Genomic DNA, 17032 nt, shown 5'->3' with positions numbered 1-17032 from the left:
CACACCAATAGGCTTAAGGAGCTTCTTCACATGAGCGACAAGAAAACAGCTCTCGTTATCAGTGCCCATTCCGCAGACTTTGTCTGGCGTTGCGGTGGTGCCATCGCCCTTCATCAGAAAAAAGGGTATGATGTGACTATCGCCTGTCTGTCGTATGGAGAAAGAGGCGAGTCCGCCAAATTGTGGAAACAGGGCCCGGACATGACCTTGGAAAAAGTGAAAGCCGCACGTCGCAAAGAAGCGGAAGCCGCTGCCCAAGCCTTAAACGCTCACGATATTCAGTTCTTCGATTTTGGCGATTACCCCTTAGAAGTCGACACCGATGGCAAATACAAAATCGTCGATCTCATCCGCAAAGTGCAACCGAACTTTATGTTCAGTCATTCTAAATATGATCCGTACAACACAGATCATATGTATGCCACCCAGTTGGCAATTGAATGCCGAATGATTGCGCAAGCATGGGGTCATAATCCGGGTGAAAAAGTGTTGGGTGCCCCTCAACTTTATTTATTCGAACCCCACCAGACCGAACAGATGGAATGGAAGCCCAATGTCTTTTTAGATATTTCCGAAGTTTGGGAAAATAAATGGGCGGCTATTCAAGCCATGCAGGGCCAAGAACATCTCTGGCATTTCTACGAAAATGTTGGTGAAAACCGTGGCAACCATTTCCGTCGAAATTCCGGCGGTCAGGCAGGTGGTAAAAACTGCCAGTATGCAGAAGGTTTCCAAGCCGTCTATCCTCGCACTGTAGAGGAGCTGGATTAAAATGGGTGTGGTTGTCCAAAACATTGATCGTGTAGATCAAGCCATCATTGATGGCCTGCGTGACTGCGGTGTCGCCACCGTCCACGAAGCTCAAGGGCGCAAAGGCTTGCTCGCCTCTTATATGAATCCGATTTACAAGGGCGCACAAGTGGCGGGATCTGCCGTGACAATCCTTGCGCCCCCTTGCGATAACTGGATGGTCCATGTGGCGATTGAACAATTACAGGAAGGCGACATTCTGATCCTTGGCACCACCTCGCCCTCAGATGCCGGATATTTTGGTGACCTGCTGGCAACATCGGCGCAAGCCCGTGGCTGTGTTGGTCTTGTGATTGACGCCGGCGTACGGGATGTGAAAGATTTGACGCAAATGAATTTCCCCGTCTGGTCTAAAGCCATTCACGCCCAGGGCTGCATCAAAGAAACATTGGGCAGCGTCAATATCCCGGTTGTCTGTGCCGACCAACTGGTCCATCCGGGCGATGTGGTCGTTGCGGATGATGACGGCGTCTGTGTCGTTGCCCGTGAAGAAGCTGCAGATGTGCTAGATAAAGCCCGTGCCCGCATGGCTCTGGAAGAAGAAAAACGTACGACACTGGCGTCCGGTACCTTGGGCATTGATATGTATAACATGCGCCCACGCCTTGCTGAAAAAGGTCTGAAGTATGTCTAAGCCCGTTCCTTGCATGTGGATGCGCGGTGGTACCTCCAAAGGGGGATATTTCCTCGCCGGGGATCTTCCGAGCGACACAAAAGAACGGGATGCTTTTTTATTACGCATCATGGGCTCACCCGATGAACGTCAGATCGACGGGATGGGGGGTGCCGACCCGCTGACCTCTAAGGTCGCAGTGGTCAAACCTTCTGTGCGAGACGGCGTGGATGTGGACTATCTATTCTTACAGGTCGGCGTGGATCAAGCCACTGTCACCGACCTGCAAAACTGCGGGAACATCCTTGCAGGTGTTGGCCCCTTTGCCATTGAACGCGGCCTTGTTGACCCCGAAGATGGCGAAACAAAAGTCACCATCTATATGGAAAACACAGGCCAAATCGCAACCGTTCTAATACAAACACCAAAGGGTAAAGTCACCTACAAGGGAAAGGCGGCAATTGATGGTGTACCGGGTACAGCTGCGCCCATCGCGATCACTTTTCAAGAGACCGCCGGGTCTAGCTGCGGGGCTTTGTTGCCCAGCGGCAACCCCAAAGATGTCATCGATGGCATAGACGTCACAATGATTGATAACGGCATGCCCACGGTGGTCATGCGGGCGACAGATTTAGGCATTCGCGGCAGCGAAAGCCGTGCTGAATTGGAAGCAAACGATGCTTTGCGCCAAAAACTGGAAAGCATCCGCTTGCAATGCGGTCCGCTGATGAACTTAGGCGATGTTACGGAAAAATCTGTTCCGAAAATGAGTATGGTTTCCCCGGCGCAAAAAGGCGGGGCGATCTCCACACGGACCTTTATCCCGCACCGCTGCCATGCCTCCATTGGCGTGTTGGGCGCGGTCAGTGTTGCAACCGCCTGTATGTTGGACGGCTCCCCCGCACATGACTTTGCCCAAATCCCAACAGGCAAGCGCAAAACATTAAAAATTGAACACCCGATCGGGCAGGCAACTGTCTTATTGGACTTAAACGATGATAACGAGATCGAAACAGCGGCGATTATACGCACAGCCAGAAAGCTGTTCGACGGAACTATTTTTGCAGAGTAAGAAACATGGTTATGGACCCGGATTACCTTCCTTTTCACCCCAATCCCAGCAAGCCGACCTTCAAGGTGCCCGCGGGGGCTGTGGATGCCCACTGTCATGTTTTTGGCCCGGCAGATCGGTTTCCTTATGCGCCGGAACGCAAATACACCCCGTGTGATGCCCCAAAAGAAAAGCTGTTTGCTTTGCGCGATCATTTAGGCTTTTCCCGCAATGTGATTGTGCAAGCTTCTTGTCATGGCAAAGACAACCGCGCTCTCGTCGATGCGCTTTTATCTTCCAACGACATGGCCCGCGGTGTGGCAATCGTAAACCCCGATATCAGCGAGGCCGAGCTTAAGGATATGGATAAAGCAGGCGTGCGCGCCGTACGTTTTAACTTTGTCAAACGTCTGGTCGATGCCACACCGAAAGACGTCTTTTTAGGCGTTGCCGAAAAAATCAAGAAACTGGGCTGGCACATCGTGGTCTATTTTGAAGCGCAAGATCTCGAAGAGTTAATCCCTTTTTTAAATCAATTACCGGGCATCATCGTCGTCGATCACATGGGACGTCCGGATGTAACCAAAGGGGTTGACCATGAAGACTTCCAGCGCTTCATCCAGTTGATGGAAGATAATCCGAATATCTGGGTCAAGGTGTCTTGCCCAGAACGTCTAACCGTTCAGGGGCCGACTTACGACGATGTCGTGCCCTTTGCACGTACCTTGGTTGAAAAGTTTCAAGATCGGGTCTTATGGGGAACCGACTGGCCCCACCCGAACATGAAATCCCATACACCGGATGAAGGTGTTCTGGTGGATGTCATCCCGAAAATTGCGACCAGCGCCGCGGCGCAAAAAGCATTGCTTATTGATAATCCAATGAAGCTTTACTGGGATTAAGAGGTATCAAAGCTCTCGAATAAGAAGAGCCTCGTATTAATTTACTATCTTATGGAACATGGGGGCAGTTATGACCAATACCCAAGCGCCGATTTTCGGCACGACCTTCTTTGATGGCCAGATGGCGATCAAAGGCTATGGCTTAAATAAAATGTGTTATTCCTTCAACAAGGCTGAAAATCGCGAAGAATTCTTAAAAGACGAAGAAGCCTATTATGATAAATTCGGCCTGACGGACGCGCAGAAAGAAGCCGTTCGTAAGCGTGTGGTTTTAGACATGATCGCTGAAGGCGGCAATATTTATTATCTCGCAAAACTCGCTGGTCTCCTTGGCCTCAGTGTGCAGGATGTCGGCGCGCAAATGACCGGAAAAACGGTTGAAGATTTCAAACAAATGCTTGTGGATGCGGGGAAATAATCATGGCAAAAATCGTAGGTGGTATCTGTACCTCACATATTCCGGCAATCGGTAACGCCATTGCCAATGACCTTTTCGAAGATCCATATTGGAAACCTTTCTTTGATGGCTACCCACCTGTGCGCGCATGGTTGGATAAGGTTAAACCCGATGTCGCAATCGTTGTCTATAACGACCACGGGCTAAACTTCTTCCTGGATAAAATGCCGACGTTCGCAATTGGTGCCGCAAAAGAATATAAAAACGATGATGAAGGCTGGGGGATCCCGACCATTGACCCCTTTAAGGGCGATCCAGAACTGTCATGGCATTTAATCAATTCCCTTCATGATGAAGAATTTGATTTATGTTCCTGCCAAGAAATGCTGGTCGATCATGGCTTTACGGTGCCCATGTCCCTTTTGTGGCCGGAACGTGGTGAAGACCAAATCAAGACCGTCCCTTTCTGCGTCAACACCGTACAGCATCCGGTTGCCTCCCCCCGACGTTGTCTTGCAATTGGTGAAGCGCTAGGACGTGCCATCGAAAGTTATCCCGAAGATTGCAAGGTCGTGATCCTTGGCACAGGGGGTCTTTCTCACCAATTGGATGGGGAACGCGCCGGCTTCATCAACAAAGAATTCGATCTGGAGTGCATGGAAAAAATTGTTAGCGACCCTTATCACTATCAGAATATGTCAATTCATGAACTGGTGAAACTGGCAGGTGCCCAAGGGTCTGAGTTTATCTTGTGGCTGATTATGCGGGCCGCGATGGGGAAAACACCGCAAGTCATCCATCAGAACTATCACATTCCGATTTCAAATACAGGTGCCGGACTTCTTTGCCTCGATACAGTCTCTTAGGCTATATTTAAAAAAGTTCCCAACCTGAGGGCGGCTTGTCACAAAGTCGCCCTCTTTCTATCAAACGAGGTTTACCATGATACACACTTGCCAGATAACCAGCTTGTCATTGGAGTGTGCCAATAAGCTTGCCGATGCTGCCATTAACTGTGCACGTGAAATGGGGCTTGCCATTCATGTCCATATTGTAGACCATTATGGTCAGACGCTCAGCTACCAGCGCATGATCGGCGCCCCTTTGCCCGCGGGTGATATTGCCCTTAAAAAAGCGGCCACCTCTGCCCATTATAAAACGGCAACGGACATCTGGTCTGCAAAAGTCAGTAAAAAACCCAATGTTGCAGCCGGCCTTGCCCATCACCCCCAAATCGTGCTGATCGGTGGCGGTGTACCTGTACATCTTGACGATCAAGTGGTGGGGGCAATCGGTATTGCCGGAGCATCGGAAGAACAAGACATCATGATTGCAAACAGGGCTGTTGAAACGGTCCTGAACCAAGGATAAAACACGTGAACAGACTCTCCCCGACCCTTTGGACCCTGATGGCCGGGTTTAGCGGTGGATTGTTCTTTAGCTTGATTTCCGCACCTTTACCTTGGGTTTTGGGGTCAATTTTTGGCGTCATCTTACTGACCCGCACCAACCTGCCCTTTGCCAAACTTCCACGCAAATATGTCAACATCGCACGCGTCATCATCGGCCTTGCCATCGGTAGCCAATTTTCACCTGACATGTTGAACGATCTTGCGGCCTATGGGGTAAGTTTAAGCTTTATCCCTTTTTATATCGCCGTTGTGACTGCCGCAGGCTGGCTCTATTTTCATTATGGGATGAAGCTGGACAAACGCACGGCCTTTTTATGTTCAACACCCGGCGGCATTGCGGAGCTGGTGCTGGTCGGTGAAGATATCAAGGCGAATGTGGCCCAACTTGCCCTGATCCAAGGGATCCGCATTCTGGTCGTCGTCTATTGCCTTCCCTTTCTCGCCGGCAACCTGAAAGGTCAGAATATAGGGGCGGTTAAACAATTCATGCCAAGCCTGAGCCAAAGTGATCCATTTCATCTCTTGCTTCTCGGGCTGATCGGATTTTCTGGCTGGTGGCTGCTTGCCCGATTAAAGTTGCCGGGAAGCCCTATCATTGGTCCCATGGTATTTTCTGCTTGTTTATCTTTAAACGGTCTCTTGCCGCAAGAACCACCCGATGAATTGTTTAAGGGCGCTCAGCTCCTGCTCGGGACCTCCATTGGCTGCGTTTTTATGAAATATTCCATGAAAGACATGCTGGGCACCACGCTCAAAAGTACAGGCTTTTTAATTCTGCTCTTTTCTTTGACGGCGGGATGTGCGTGGGCTGTCTCTGAAGTCAGCGGCTTTAGTTTACTTTCGGCCTTGCTCGCTTATGCGCCGGGTGGACAGGCTGAAACCAGCATCGTTGCGATTGCTTTAGGGGAAAACACGGGTTATGTCGCCCTACACCATCTGGTGCGCCTGTTCATTATCGTCGGGCTTATCCCTCTTTTTGCCCGTTGGACCTGGCGCGCGGCCACAACCGATCACGCCTAACTTCTGTCTGACCTCAAAGAAGGGTTACCCTTTGCGCTTGCCCTGAATGACATAATAGCCGCAAACCAGACTCAGCAAACATCCGCCCAGCATGGGGTAGAGTGCATTCACCCAATCCCCACCCGACAAAGAAACCGCCCCGGCTAACAAGGGAGGACCGATAAACTGACCGAGGGCGGAACCTTGCATTAACATCCCGCTGGAGGCACTCATATGCCCCGGGCTCGGTGCATATCTGGGCGTATAGGCAAACATGGTTGCCGGCACCAGCCCGCCCAGTAAGGAAAAGCAAAAACAGGCAATCACCCGATAAAGGTTATCCATAGGCACCAGCAAAATACCGAGCACGCACACACCCATGACCCCACACCCAACCAAGATCATATAGCGCGCATCAATACCTTTTTTCAAACACCAGCCGCCAATAATGTTAGACGGAATATTCATGGCAATGACACCCGCGGTAATGAGCGCAGCCGTCCCCTGACCATATCCTAAATCCCCCGTCAGAAAGGTCGGCAACCAGACCATCAAGGAAACCCATTGCAAGGTATATCCCCCAAAGGTCAAAGCGATCAGCCATAATCCTTTTTGTGATAAAGTCTGACCTATCAATTGTAACGGGTTGCCGCCCACGGGCGGCGGCGATGGCAATTGACGAAAAACCGCCGCCACCGCCCCACACATGATAAGCGGCAGGACGGAGAGCAATTGCCAGACTCCTTGCCAGCGAAAAATGTCTTCCAAATAGGGAAAACAGATCAAGGCAAGCGCCATACCCGCGGGGGTAAAAATGCTCCAGAGCGAGATCGCTATGGAACGATCTTTTTCCGAAGAGGCCGCGATGACAATCGCCGGCATGGCAACCGCAAGGCAGATAAAGCCGCCCCCTTCAATCATCCGGCTGAACAATAAAAAAGTCAGACTCTCGGATAAAGACCCGATTAAGCCCCCTACGGACAGGCAAAAAAAGCTGAAAAATATCAACAGCTTGCGATTAAGCTGATCGACCATGGTCCCGATCAACATCGCCATGGCCATGCCTAACATATTAAAAGTCGATATCACATAGCCGCCGTCAACCATCGTCAGGTTCAGATCGGATCGGATAAAGGGTAAGGCAGGCGGGACTTTCCCTACATAAAGCGCTGCGACAATGCCGCTTAACACAGCAATCCCAACAACAGACCAATTTGTTTTAAGAGGGGAGTCCATACGAGATTCCTAAAAAAATGCCCGCTCTCTTCTTTCGATGCTTCAAGTTACGGGAGGCACTTTATATAAGCAGAAGAGAGCGGGCGCAAGGTAGACAATTAGGCAAACCTTAGACAAAAGGACCTTATCGCAAAATATCAAAGCCTTGCGATTTTTCCGGCATGGAGTTTCGCTTTCAAGGACGCATCAACCAGCCCCATTTTACCGACCCGTTTAATCCTTTCAGGATCGTGATGTTCATCAGCGCCCTTTACATAGCGTGTCCAGACCAACACCAAAGTCAACTGGATGGTCAAGGCCATAAAATCATGGGCTGTTGCGCTAGGATCAGCCATCCCCGCAACTTTATCTTTCATGGATTGCCACAGGATCAGGGCTTCCTGTAATTCACTCGATCCCGCAACATCACATTCATCCAGCATCAGATTTTCAAACGCTTGTGCGGATTTTAGTTGCGCACCGGTTAATAAACGCGTGGCAAGGGTCAACGCATGAATACCGTTTGCCCCTTCATAAATCGCTGTGATGCGGGCATCCCGATAGGTTTGTTCCAGACGATATTCGGACAAATAGCCATACCCGCCCAAAACCTGCACGCCCAATTCAGCCGCACGCATCCCCGCTTCGGTCCCACAGACTTTTGCAAGGGGGGTGAGGAAATCCACAAGCGGATCACGCGCATCCTTTTCCATCGCAACCAAGGCCAGATGAGTGATCGCACGGCTCCCCAGTGCCAGAGCATCACATTCATCTAACATACGACGAACATCGCTATGTTGATCCAGCGTAACCTTTTCCCCCAATAAATTACGCCCCTGCACCCGTTCCGCCGCATACGCACCTGCAACATCATACGCACGTGCCGCATGGGCAACCCCTTGTAAAGCGACATCGATACGCGCATGGTTCATCATGGTAAACATCGCTTTTAAACCATCACCGAGGTTACCGATCAATTCGGCGTGTGCATCATCGAAGGCGAGCTGACAGGTGGGGGAGGCATGAAGCCCCATTTTTTCTTCAATGCGGGTTACCGTAATATCATTTCGGCTGCCATCTGGTTTACTTGATTGGCATAAGAACAGGCTTAACCCTTTCACACCCTCCTCACTGGTGCGGGCCAGCACGAGGTGTAAAATCCCTGTGCTTAAATCCTGATCCCCGCCGGAAATAAAGATTTTTTCCCCATTGATACGCCAACCGTCTTGACCTTCTGTCGCCTTGCAACGCACTTGGGAAAGATCGGAGCCAGCACCCGGTTCCGTCAAACACATTGTCGCCAGCCATCGGCCCTCCACCAGAGGGGGAATCAAACGTGCCTGCTGATCTTCTGTGCCAAACTTCATAATCGTGCGGATCGCACCGGGCACAAGACCTGTGACCATTTGCAGGGCATGACACGCACCGGAAAAGACCTCGCTGATGACCCCGTGAACAAGGGCGCCCATGGCCTGACCGCCCTGTTCTTCAGGGGCGGTCAAACCTTGCCAGCCTTGTTCCGCCAGACCGGTATAAACCTCTTTATACCCTTTCGGCATGACCACACGTCCGTCAACCAGCTTGCAGCCTTCCCGGTCACCCGGTTCATCGATGGGCGCGATTTCCCCTTCAGCAAAGGCTGCAAAATGATGGGCAATCTCGCTGGTAAGATCACGATCCCAACCTTCGACATCATCTGCTTTTGCGATATGGGACAGGGAAAACAATATGTCTTCTATTGGGGCGCTAAATGGCTTCATCCCACACTCTCCAGCAAACGCACGGCGTTGTTTTTGATAATATCTTCGCGTAAATGATCCTTGATATCGATCTCTTCGAAAGCCGCTAGCCATTTTTCCGGCGAAATCATCGGCCAATCAGACCCGAACAGCACTTTCTTTTTCAAAATCGTATTACAATAGCGCACCAAAATCGGCGGAAAATATTTTGGCGACCAGCCAGACAGATCAATGTAGACATTCGGCTTGTGTGTTGCGACCGACAAAGCCTCTTCCTGCCACGGAAAAGAGGGATGGGCCAAAATGATCTTCATATCCGGAAAGTCCACTGCCACATCATCCATAAACATGGGATTGGAATATTTCAGGCGCATCCCGTTGCCGCCACGCATGCCAGAGCCAACCCCGGTTTGCCCGGTATGAAACAACGAAATACAGCCGCTTTCCGCAATGGCTTCATAAAGCTCATAAGCCATACGATCATTAGGATAAAACCCCTGCATGGTTGGATGGAACTTAAACCCTTTGATACCAAAATCACGGATCAAACGACGCGCTTCACGCGCCCCCATACGCCCTTTATGTGGGTCGATGGAGGCAAACGGGATCAGCACATCATCGTTTTCGGCACAAAGTTCAGCAATCTTTTCATTGTCATAGCGGCGATATCCCGTTTCGGTCTCGCTATCCACATTGAAAATAACAGCCGCAATATTTTGTTTGCGGTAATGCTCTGCCGTTTCCGGGATGGTGGGCGGGTGTGACCAGGGCGCGCCAAAATATTTTGCCATTGTGGATTGCAATTCATCATATCCATCATCATCATGACAGCCGCATGCTTCTTCAGCATGGGTGTGAAAATCGATTGCGCGTACTTTTGAAAAATCTACCATTTTAATCTCCTCATACCAGTGCGATGTTTTGATCCTGATTGTCATACAATCGCTCTAACAGGTTTTTGCGTCGCGTCAGAATTTTACGGAAATTCAAGTTCCCTTTGGCGGTGATCTCACCGTCAGCTAAAGACGGGGGTTCAGCCAAGACAATGGCACGTTTCACCTGAACGGAGGATCCGCTGACGTGGGTGGAACGTTCGCGTAAGCGGTGTTCAATCTCGCCTTTCAACAGATCACAGATAATCAAACCATCTTCTTGCGTCAGCTTGTAACCTTCGCGTTCGATTTCTTCACGGTTGGGGACAATCATGATGCCGATTTCATTGAGATCATGGCCAGTAACCACCACATCCTGAGCCAACGGTGCCATGCAGGATAATAAATCCGCACGCAACGCCGTTGCACGCACCCAAGTCCCCGTCGAAAGTTTAAAATCATCTGAAATCCGACCGTCAAATTTCAAGCCCCGGTTCGGATCATTCTCATCAACGAACTTCATCGCGTCACCCGTGATGAAGTAGCCTTCCTCATCAAAGCTTTCAGCCGTCTTTTCCGGGTTTTCGAAGTAACCGGACATGATATTGTCGCCCTTTACCCGAATTTCACAACGCATTTCATCGTCCGGGATCAACTTTACAGACAAGCCACTGAGGGGCACGCCGACAATACCGGATTGCGGCGTCGGCTCTTGCTGCATTAAACACGCCGGTGCCGTTTCAGTCAGCCCCCATGACGAGGTCATCAAGGGGATCTCACCTTTGACTTCCAGCGCCATATTTTCAAGACTGGACCAGACATTTTGAGGCAAAGATGCCCCTGCATAAAAGATCAAATCCAGATCACTGAAAAACCGCTGACGCAAATCATCATCCTTGCCCAGGGCAGCAACCAACATGTCAAACCCAACAGGGACGTTAAACAGCAAGCTGCCGGTTTGAAGTTTCAGATTTTCAATCGTGCGATCAAACAGGCCTTTAACAGGCTTGCCGTCATCAATATAAAAACTCCCCCCATTGGCGAGCATCATATTGAAGTTGTGACTGCCCCCAAACACATGGTTCCAAGGGAGCCAGTCCACGATGACCGGCGGGCGGTCACACAGGAAAGGAAGCGCCTGTTGGATCTGTGTTTGATTTGTACACATCATGAGTTGTGTTGTTAAAACACCTTTTGGATTAGAGGTTGAGCCTGAGGTCATCAAAATCTTAGCAATGCTATCGGCCCCCACCTCCGCGTAGGCACTTTTCAAGTCCACAGACCCATCGCCTTTCAGCAAATCATCAAAGGCTGTAACACCCGGTTTACCCCCTGTACGTGACGCGACAATTTCAATACCGTTTAGCGCCTCTAACTTTAAGGCTTCATCGTACTGGATCGCATCCACCACATATGCCATTTTAGGTCTAATCAACTCGATCGCATGGCGCAAACGTTCATGCGCTCCATGGATCAGGGAATATTGTTCCGCAACCGGGACCGTTGGCACCCCTACATATTGTGCAGCCAACGACAGTAAACCATGGTCTACACCGTTGCCTGACATAATTAAGATGGGTGTCTTCTCAGTAAATCCCCGCCCCAAAAGCGAAGCCCCCAAGGCTTGGACTTTTTGTAACGTTGATTGATATGTTTCTTCCCGCCAACCTGGGCCATAACGTTCAGCGAGGAAAACCTGATCTGGTGTCTTTTTTGCCCAGTCATGTAACCATTGGCCTGTTTTTTCAACGACAGGTCCCAACTCTTCACGTGCGGTTAATAAAATCGCCCCATCGCTGCGCTTTTCAAAGACAACATCATGTGACTTGAACCTTTTTGTCCGTTTCATCTTCTCCCCTCCCTGAGGATATTCTGATTAAATGAAGTGCTGCCTGCACAGTTTTTTTGGTTTCTTCGTCCAGGCAGCTCAGTAAACGTGCTTCGCTTTCCCTATTGGCTTGGGATGCTTTTTCACAAAGACGTTTGCCTTTTAGCGTGGCGCTTAGGGAATATGCACGTCTGTCTGTTTTTGAGGGTTCGCGCAAGATCAACTCACGCCGCTCCAGCTCATCCACGATCACCACTAGATTGGGGCGTTCGATGGCAAGCGCGTCGGCAAGCTGGGACTGGCGCATCCCCGGATTATCCACAATCAAAACAAGGGCCGAATAGGTCACCATACGCAGATCAAAAGGCTCCAACACTTTCGCAAGATCCGAATGAAACACGTTAAACGTCCGCTTCATATTGTATCCCATAAACTCACGCAGTGTTTTATCTGTAACCTTGACCTTTGTCTGATGATCCTGTTTGGTCGTTTTTTTCAATTGTTTCATATCAATCACTTAAAATTGGGGTCTCGCTTTTCCAAAAAGGCGGCCAAACCTTCAATGGCATGCGGACTGGTTTGGGTCAGGGCTGCACACAAGCTTTCGGTAAAGAGGCCATCAGCTTTAGACATATCTTCAACACGAGCAAGTGCCTGTATCATGATATAGTTGGACAAGGGCGCATTGTCCGCAACTTTTCTGGCCAATTTACGGGCCAAAGTCATCGCTTCGCCTTCTGCCACTGCATAATGCGTCAGCCCCAAAGACAGGCCTTCGGCTGCGTTAAATTTGCGACCTGTTAACATCATTTCCGTCATGCGATCCGCACCTAAAATACGTCCCACATTGACCGATGCCCCCCCACCCACAAAGATACCGCGCATGCCTTCCGGCAGCTGGAAGATCGTAGACGGTTCTGCAATACGGACATGGGTGCTGGCTGCAAGTTCCAGCCCGCCACCAATGACAGCCCCCATCATGGCAGAGACCACAGGCAAGCCGCCAAACTTGATCTTGTTCATGACGCCATGCCAGCCACGCGAATGTCTCATTGTGCCTTCAGCATCGCGCGCGACATGTTCTGACAAATCCAGACCGGAACAATAATGCCCTTCTGTACCCGTCAGAATGACAACTTTGACCTGCTCAGGTGGCGCAGAAAAGAAAGCATCAATCTCGTTTAACAACTGATCGCACATGGCATTGCGTTTGCCCGGTCGGTTCATGGACAGGATCGCAATATCACCGTCCAGTTCAATATTCAGATATTTTTGTTCAGACATCGTTTTATTCCTTATCGTTGCGGCAGACGAACAGCCGCATCCAAACGGATGGTTGTTCCGTTTAGATAACTATTTTTGACAATGTCACAGGCAAGCTGTGCATATTCCGACGGGCTACCCAATCGGCTAGGGAATGGAATATTCCCAGTAATTTCGTCACGAACCTCGGCAGGTAAGCCTTCTGTCATCGCTGTTTCAAACAAGCCCGGCGCAATCGCCATCACCCGGATACCGGCACGGGCAAATTCGCGGGCCGCAGGTAAGATCAGTGAGGATATTGCCCCTTTGGACGCAGCATACGCAGCCTGACCGATTTGCCCATCTTCGATCGCGACAGAGGCGGTATTTATAATGACACCCGTCTCCCCACTGTCATTCAACCTCGGCAAATCATACATCGCACGCGCGGCATAACTCATGACATTAAAGGTTCCGTAAAGGTTGACCTTGATGGTTTTATCAAACATGTCAAAAGACAACTTACCTTCACGCCCCACGATACGTGCCGCAAGGCCAATCCCGGCACAATTCACGACAATACGCGGCGTACCGCCTAAAGCTTCTGTTGCTGTTTGAAAGGCTGTTTCAACTTCATCTGCGCGCGAAACATCGGCCCCCACACTCACGCCGCCAATTTCCTCAGCAACAGCTTTGGCCGCAGGCAAATTATAGTCAAGAACCGCGACCTTGGCGCCTTGAGCTGCCAGCATTCTGGCTGTTGCGGCCCCAAGGCCGGAGCCCGCACCAGTCACGAGCGCGATTTGATTGTTAATTTCCATTTTCTTTCTTCTCCTTAGCCCGGAAGCAAAAACAGGGTAATCGCAGGGAACAGCACCAAAATGATGACACGTACGATGTCAGAGCCGACAAAATACAAAACCGCTTTATAGGTTTCGCTAATGGGCGTGGTCCGTTCCATTGCATTAATAATAAAAAGGTTCATTCCAACCGGCGGAGTGATGAGGCCGACTTCGACCACGATCAGCACCAAGATGCCAAACCAGATGGCCACATGTTCGACTGACATTCCAAAGTCCATGCCCACAATCATCGGAAAGAAGATCGGCACCGTCAGCAGGATCATGGATAGACTGTCCATCAAACAGCCAAACACCAGATAAAAAACCAGGATAATCGTCAACACAGTCCATGGGCTAAAGCCCTGTGAGAGGACGAGCTGCGATAATTCTTGCGGCACCTGTGAAAGGGCCAGAAAACTGTTGTAAAACCCCGCCCCCAACACGATAAAGAAGATCATAGCCGTACTCATGGCCGTAGTGATGATACTTTCCTTAAAGACCTGCCATGTCAGATTCCCCGAGATAAAGGCCACAAATCCTGTGCCTGCTGCCCCGACAGCGGCCCCTTCAGTTGGCGTAAACCAACCAAAATAAATTCCGCCCACAACCGAGCCAAAGACCAAAAGGACAGGCCAAACATCGAATAAGGCTTGAAACCGTTCTTTGTAAGGAACCGCTTCGCGTGTGCCGGCAGAATTGGGATTGCGTCGCACATAAATCGAAATCGTGATGATGTACCCAAGGGCGGCTAACACACCGGGAACAAATGCGGCCAAAAACAGTTTGGCAATATTTTGCTCACTTAAAATGGCATAAATCACCAGGATAACAGACGGCGGGATCAAAATGCCGAGTGTGCCCCCTGCCGCCAATGTCGCCGTTGAAAACCCGCCGGAATACCCATATTTACGCAGTTCCGGCAAAGCGACCCGGCTCATGGTTGCCGCCGTCGCAAGGGAGGACCCGCAAATGGAACCGAAACCGGCACACGCCCCCACCGCTGCCATGGCAACACCGCCTTTTCGATGCCCAAGCCAGCTTTCTGCCGCCTTAAACAAACTCGACGACATGCCGGACAACGTCGCAAACTGTCCCATCAGTAAAAACATCGGAATGATGGTCAGCGAATAACTTGAAAAAGTGGAATAGGTTTCTGTCTTCAGCTTGGACATAAACATGGCTGAATTACCGCCCATGGCAAAATACAAACCACCGATCCCGCACAGAAGCATCGCCAATCCAATGGGTGCACGCAGGAAAATCAGCACCAGCAGGATCGGAAAGGATAAATATCCCAATTCCAGCATACTCAATGGCTTGCTCCTTCGGATTCAGGCATATATTTATGACCTGTAAGAATTTCCAAAAAACGTACAATCATGATATAAACCCCAACAAAAACGGATACGAGGCTCGCCAAAAAGCTTAAGCAATAGGCCCACCAGACGGGTATTTGCAGCAACATACTGGTTTCGTGCGCACTCATTTTCCCCATCATTCCTTCGTACAAACGCCAACAGATGAGCATAATCACGCCAGCCAGGACGATGTCCCAAAATGCGATGAGGAAATGATTTGCTTTACGCGGTAAAAATGAAGTGAAGATATCCACACTGGCATGTCCACCCCGCAATTGGCAGTAAGGCAAGAAAGAAAAAATAGCAAAGGCCACACCGACTTCGATCATCTCAAAATCACCGGTTACACCGCGAATGCCAATCCCTTCCACCACTCCACCAAGGAAGGGCGCAAACTCGACCACCTCGGGCAGAAAAGCCACCGTATTGATGGACCGACCGACAATGCTGATGACAGCCAGAACAATCAAACCAACCAGAACCAGCCCGCCTAAAACGGCCGTCCATTTTGCGATTTTTTCAACAAAAACAGTCACACGTTAGCTCCTGAAAATATGACCCGCGACCAAGAGGGAACTTCCTTTAAAGAGGTGTTTCTTCACCTCTTTAAAGGGTCTGTATTACTTGGTATTTTCAGCCAGAATTTCTTTTGCACGTTTCAGTAAAGTCGCGCCGTCTTTACCTTTGGCGTTCATATCCGCAACCCACTGGTCAATGGTGGGCTGTGCTTTCGCTTTCCACTCATCCAAATCGGCACCGGTTACGTTAATAATCGTGTTGCCCGCTTCTTTGGTCTTGTTGTACGTCGGCTCGTCAAAAGACTGGATCATCTTGCCAAACCAGCCACTAAGTTCCAAACCTGAGTTTTTATCAAGGACCGCTTTCAAGTCGGCTGGCAAGTTGTTGTAGGCGTCTTTATTCATGCCCATGATGAATGTAGATGTGTAAATAAATTCACCATCAAACATCGTATGGTTCTTCACCAATTCCGGGATTTTAAAAGCACCCGTCAACTCCCACGGCAGAACCGTACCGTCCACAACACCTTTAGACAAAGCTTCAGGAACGGCTGGGACAGGCATCCCCACAGGCGTTGCCCCCAAAGATTTAAACATCGCATTTGTGATGCGGGTCGGGGCGCGCAACTTCAGACCTTTCAGGTCTTCAATCGTGTTGACCGGCTTGTTGGAATGGATCACACCGGGGCCATGAACCCACAAAGCCAGCGGATGAATATCCTTCAACTCCTCTTGCATATTCTCCTGAGCAAACTGCCAGTAGGCACGTGAGGCAGATTCAGCATCTTTTAAAAGGAAAGGCAGCTCAAAAACTTCTGCAATGGGGAAACGACCGGGCGTATAACCAGATAGCGTCCAAATAATATCAGCAACCCCATCCACAGCTTGGTCGATCAATTCCGGCGGCTTACCCCCCAATTGCATGGCTGGAAATTCCTGAATTTTTAAACGCCCCCCCGAATCTTTTTCGATTCTGGACTTCCATTCAGAAAACACCGTCTTAGGCATATTGGCTTGCGGTGGCAAGAAGTGATGAAAACGTAAAGTCACTTCTGCTGCAGATGCGTGTGCAAAGGTTGCAACAGACACTGCTGCGGCTGCAAACATGCCCAATAGATTTCTTCGTGTGGTCTTCATGTCTTTCTCCCAGAAAATCCTGTTTTAAATTCGGCGATTTAGAATCGCTCTGGCATTTTGATATCACCTATAATTGTTATAATCAATAACTATTATA

At 49.9% G+C, this 17032-nt stretch carries 18 protein-coding genes; 8 read left to right on the top strand and 10 right to left on the bottom strand.

From position 1 onward, the window contains the following. The first annotated feature begins 30 nt into the window (after nucleotides 1-30). The 8 genes from Q397_RS0116940 to Q397_RS0116905 all read left to right on the top strand — a co-directional run bounded on the left by Q397_RS0116940 (nucleotide 31) and on the right by Q397_RS0116905 (nucleotide 6205). Entirely contained in the window at nucleotides 31-771 is a 741-nt protein-coding gene (locus Q397_RS0116940; RefSeq protein ID WP_028880427.1) for a PIG-L deacetylase family protein, read from the top strand. Nucleotide 772: 1 nt separating this feature from the next. Next, a complete protein-coding gene (gene ligK, locus Q397_RS0116935; protein WP_028880426.1) occupies nucleotides 773-1444 on the top strand; it encodes a 4-carboxy-4-hydroxy-2-oxoadipate aldolase/oxaloacetate decarboxylase in 672 nt (223 codons plus the stop codon). Then, nucleotides 1437-2495: a 4-oxalomesaconate tautomerase gene (locus Q397_RS0116930; RefSeq protein WP_028880425.1), complete on the top strand. Its 1059-nt coding sequence runs from the start codon at nucleotides 1437-1439 to the stop codon at nucleotides 2493-2495. Before ligK ends, Q397_RS0116930 begins: the two co-directional genes overlap by 8 nt. Nucleotides 2496-2506: 11 nt before the next feature. Beyond that, a complete protein-coding gene (locus tag Q397_RS0116925) occupies nucleotides 2507-3376 on the top strand; it encodes an amidohydrolase family protein (protein ID WP_028880424.1) in 870 nt (289 codons plus the stop codon). 70 nt (nucleotides 3377-3446) lie between these two features. Further along, on the top strand, nucleotides 3447-3794 hold the full coding sequence (locus tag Q397_RS0116920) for a protocatechuate 4,5-dioxygenase subunit alpha (RefSeq protein ID WP_028880423.1): 348 nt from the start codon (nucleotides 3447-3449) through the stop codon (nucleotides 3792-3794). Nucleotides 3795-3796: 2 nt separating this feature from the next. Further along, nucleotides 3797-4639 carry a class III extradiol dioxygenase family protein gene (locus Q397_RS0116915; RefSeq protein ID WP_028880422.1) on the top strand — a complete coding sequence of 281 codons (843 nt, stop codon included), beginning with the start codon at nucleotides 3797-3799 and terminating at the stop codon, nucleotides 4637-4639. Nucleotides 4640-4715: 76 nt separating this feature from the next. Next, entirely contained in the window at nucleotides 4716-5144 is a 429-nt protein-coding gene (locus tag Q397_RS0116910; RefSeq protein WP_028880421.1) for a GlcG/HbpS family heme-binding protein, read from the top strand. 5 nt (nucleotides 5145-5149) lie between these two features. Continuing rightward, entirely contained in the window at nucleotides 5150-6205 is a 1056-nt protein-coding gene (locus Q397_RS0116905; RefSeq protein ID WP_156950761.1) for an AbrB family transcriptional regulator, read from the top strand. Nucleotides 6206-6229: 24 nt separating this feature from the next. Here Q397_RS0116905 and Q397_RS0116900 read toward each other — a convergent pair whose 3' ends face one another. From Q397_RS0116900 to Q397_RS0116855, 10 genes are all read right to left on the bottom strand, one after another. After that, entirely contained in the window at nucleotides 6230-7420 is a 1191-nt protein-coding gene (locus tag Q397_RS0116900) for an MFS transporter (protein ID WP_028880419.1), read from the bottom strand. A gap of 137 nt (nucleotides 7421-7557) precedes the next feature. Continuing rightward, nucleotides 7558-9159 (bottom strand): acyl-CoA dehydrogenase family protein, encoded by a 1602-nt coding sequence (locus Q397_RS23135; protein WP_051610239.1) that lies wholly within the window; start codon nucleotides 9157-9159, stop codon nucleotides 7558-7560. Beyond that, nucleotides 9156-10031, bottom strand: a complete 876-nt coding sequence (locus Q397_RS0116890; protein WP_028880418.1) for an amidohydrolase family protein — start codon at nucleotides 10029-10031, stop codon at nucleotides 9156-9158. Before Q397_RS0116890 ends, Q397_RS23135 begins: the two co-directional genes overlap by 4 nt. Before the next feature lie 10 nt (nucleotides 10032-10041). Next, nucleotides 10042-11859: a feruloyl-CoA synthase gene (locus tag Q397_RS0116885; protein WP_028880417.1), complete on the bottom strand. Its 1818-nt coding sequence runs from the start codon at nucleotides 11857-11859 to the stop codon at nucleotides 10042-10044. After that, nucleotides 11828-12346 carry a MarR family winged helix-turn-helix transcriptional regulator gene (locus Q397_RS23130; RefSeq protein WP_051610237.1) on the bottom strand — a complete coding sequence of 173 codons (519 nt, stop codon included), beginning with the start codon at nucleotides 12344-12346 and terminating at the stop codon, nucleotides 11828-11830. Before Q397_RS23130 ends, Q397_RS0116885 begins: the two co-directional genes overlap by 32 nt. 5 nt (nucleotides 12347-12351) lie before the next feature. Further along, nucleotides 12352-13122, bottom strand: coding sequence for a crotonase/enoyl-CoA hydratase family protein (locus Q397_RS0116875; RefSeq protein ID WP_028880416.1), 771 nt, complete (start codon nucleotides 13120-13122; stop codon nucleotides 12352-12354). A gap of 11 nt (nucleotides 13123-13133) precedes the next feature. Continuing rightward, complete coding sequence (locus Q397_RS0116870; protein WP_028880415.1) at nucleotides 13134-13901, bottom strand: SDR family NAD(P)-dependent oxidoreductase; 768 nt, start codon at nucleotides 13899-13901, stop codon at nucleotides 13134-13136. 14 nt (nucleotides 13902-13915) lie between these two features. Then, nucleotides 13916-15229 carry a TRAP transporter large permease gene (locus Q397_RS0116865; protein ID WP_205618854.1) on the bottom strand — a complete coding sequence of 438 codons (1314 nt, stop codon included), beginning with the start codon at nucleotides 15227-15229 and terminating at the stop codon, nucleotides 13916-13918. A gap of 2 nt (nucleotides 15230-15231) precedes the next feature. Beyond that, nucleotides 15232-15816 (bottom strand): TRAP transporter small permease, encoded by a 585-nt coding sequence (locus Q397_RS0116860; RefSeq protein WP_028880413.1) that lies wholly within the window; start codon nucleotides 15814-15816, stop codon nucleotides 15232-15234. 84 nt (nucleotides 15817-15900) lie between these two features. Then, nucleotides 15901-16935 (bottom strand): TRAP transporter substrate-binding protein, encoded by a 1035-nt coding sequence (locus Q397_RS0116855; RefSeq protein WP_028880412.1) that lies wholly within the window; start codon nucleotides 16933-16935, stop codon nucleotides 15901-15903. Nucleotides 16936-17032 lie beyond the last annotated feature (97 nt).

The organism is Terasakiella pusilla DSM 6293 (assembly GCF_000688235.1).
Classification (GTDB): Bacteria; Pseudomonadota; Alphaproteobacteria; order Rhodospirillales; family Terasakiellaceae; genus Terasakiella; species Terasakiella pusilla.
This window is presented reverse-complemented; position numbering and strand designations above follow the sequence as displayed.

Coding starts and splice junctions, on each gene's coding strand:
- Q397_RS0116940 (WP_028880427.1), top strand. CDS start 31: ATGAGCGACAAGAAAACAGCTCTCGTTATCAGTGCCCATTCCGCAGAC.
- ligK (WP_028880426.1), top strand. CDS start 773: ATGGGTGTGGTTGTCCAAAACATTGATCGTGTAGATCAAGCCATCATT.
- Q397_RS0116930 (WP_028880425.1), top strand. CDS start 1,437: ATGTCTAAGCCCGTTCCTTGCATGTGGATGCGCGGTGGTACCTCCAAA.
- Q397_RS0116925 (WP_028880424.1), top strand. CDS start 2,507: ATGGACCCGGATTACCTTCCTTTTCACCCCAATCCCAGCAAGCCGACC.
- Q397_RS0116920 (WP_028880423.1), top strand. CDS start 3,447: ATGACCAATACCCAAGCGCCGATTTTCGGCACGACCTTCTTTGATGGC.
- Q397_RS0116915 (WP_028880422.1), top strand. CDS start 3,797: ATGGCAAAAATCGTAGGTGGTATCTGTACCTCACATATTCCGGCAATC.
- Q397_RS0116910 (WP_028880421.1), top strand. CDS start 4,716: ATGATACACACTTGCCAGATAACCAGCTTGTCATTGGAGTGTGCCAAT.
- Q397_RS0116900 (WP_028880419.1), bottom strand. CDS start 7,420: ATGGACTCCCCTCTTAAAACAAATTGGTCTGTTGTTGGGATTGCTGTG.
- Q397_RS23135 (WP_051610239.1), bottom strand. CDS start 9,159: ATGAAGCCATTTAGCGCCCCAATAGAAGACATATTGTTTTCCCTGTCC.
- Q397_RS0116890 (WP_028880418.1), bottom strand. CDS start 10,031: ATGGTAGATTTTTCAAAAGTACGCGCAATCGATTTTCACACCCATGCT.
- Q397_RS0116885 (WP_028880417.1), bottom strand. CDS start 11,859: ATGAAACGGACAAAAAGGTTCAAGTCACATGATGTTGTCTTTGAAAAG.
- Q397_RS23130 (WP_051610237.1), bottom strand. CDS start 12,346: ATGAAACAATTGAAAAAAACGACCAAACAGGATCATCAGACAAAGGTC.
- Q397_RS0116875 (WP_028880416.1), bottom strand. CDS start 13,122: ATGTCTGAACAAAAATATCTGAATATTGAACTGGACGGTGATATTGCG.
- Q397_RS0116870 (WP_028880415.1), bottom strand. CDS start 13,901: ATGGAAATTAACAATCAAATCGCGCTCGTGACTGGTGCGGGCTCCGGC.
- Q397_RS0116865 (WP_205618854.1), bottom strand. CDS start 15,229: ATGCTGGAATTGGGATATTTATCCTTTCCGATCCTGCTGGTGCTGATT.
- Q397_RS0116855 (WP_028880412.1), bottom strand. CDS start 16,935: ATGAAGACCACACGAAGAAATCTATTGGGCATGTTTGCAGCCGCAGCA.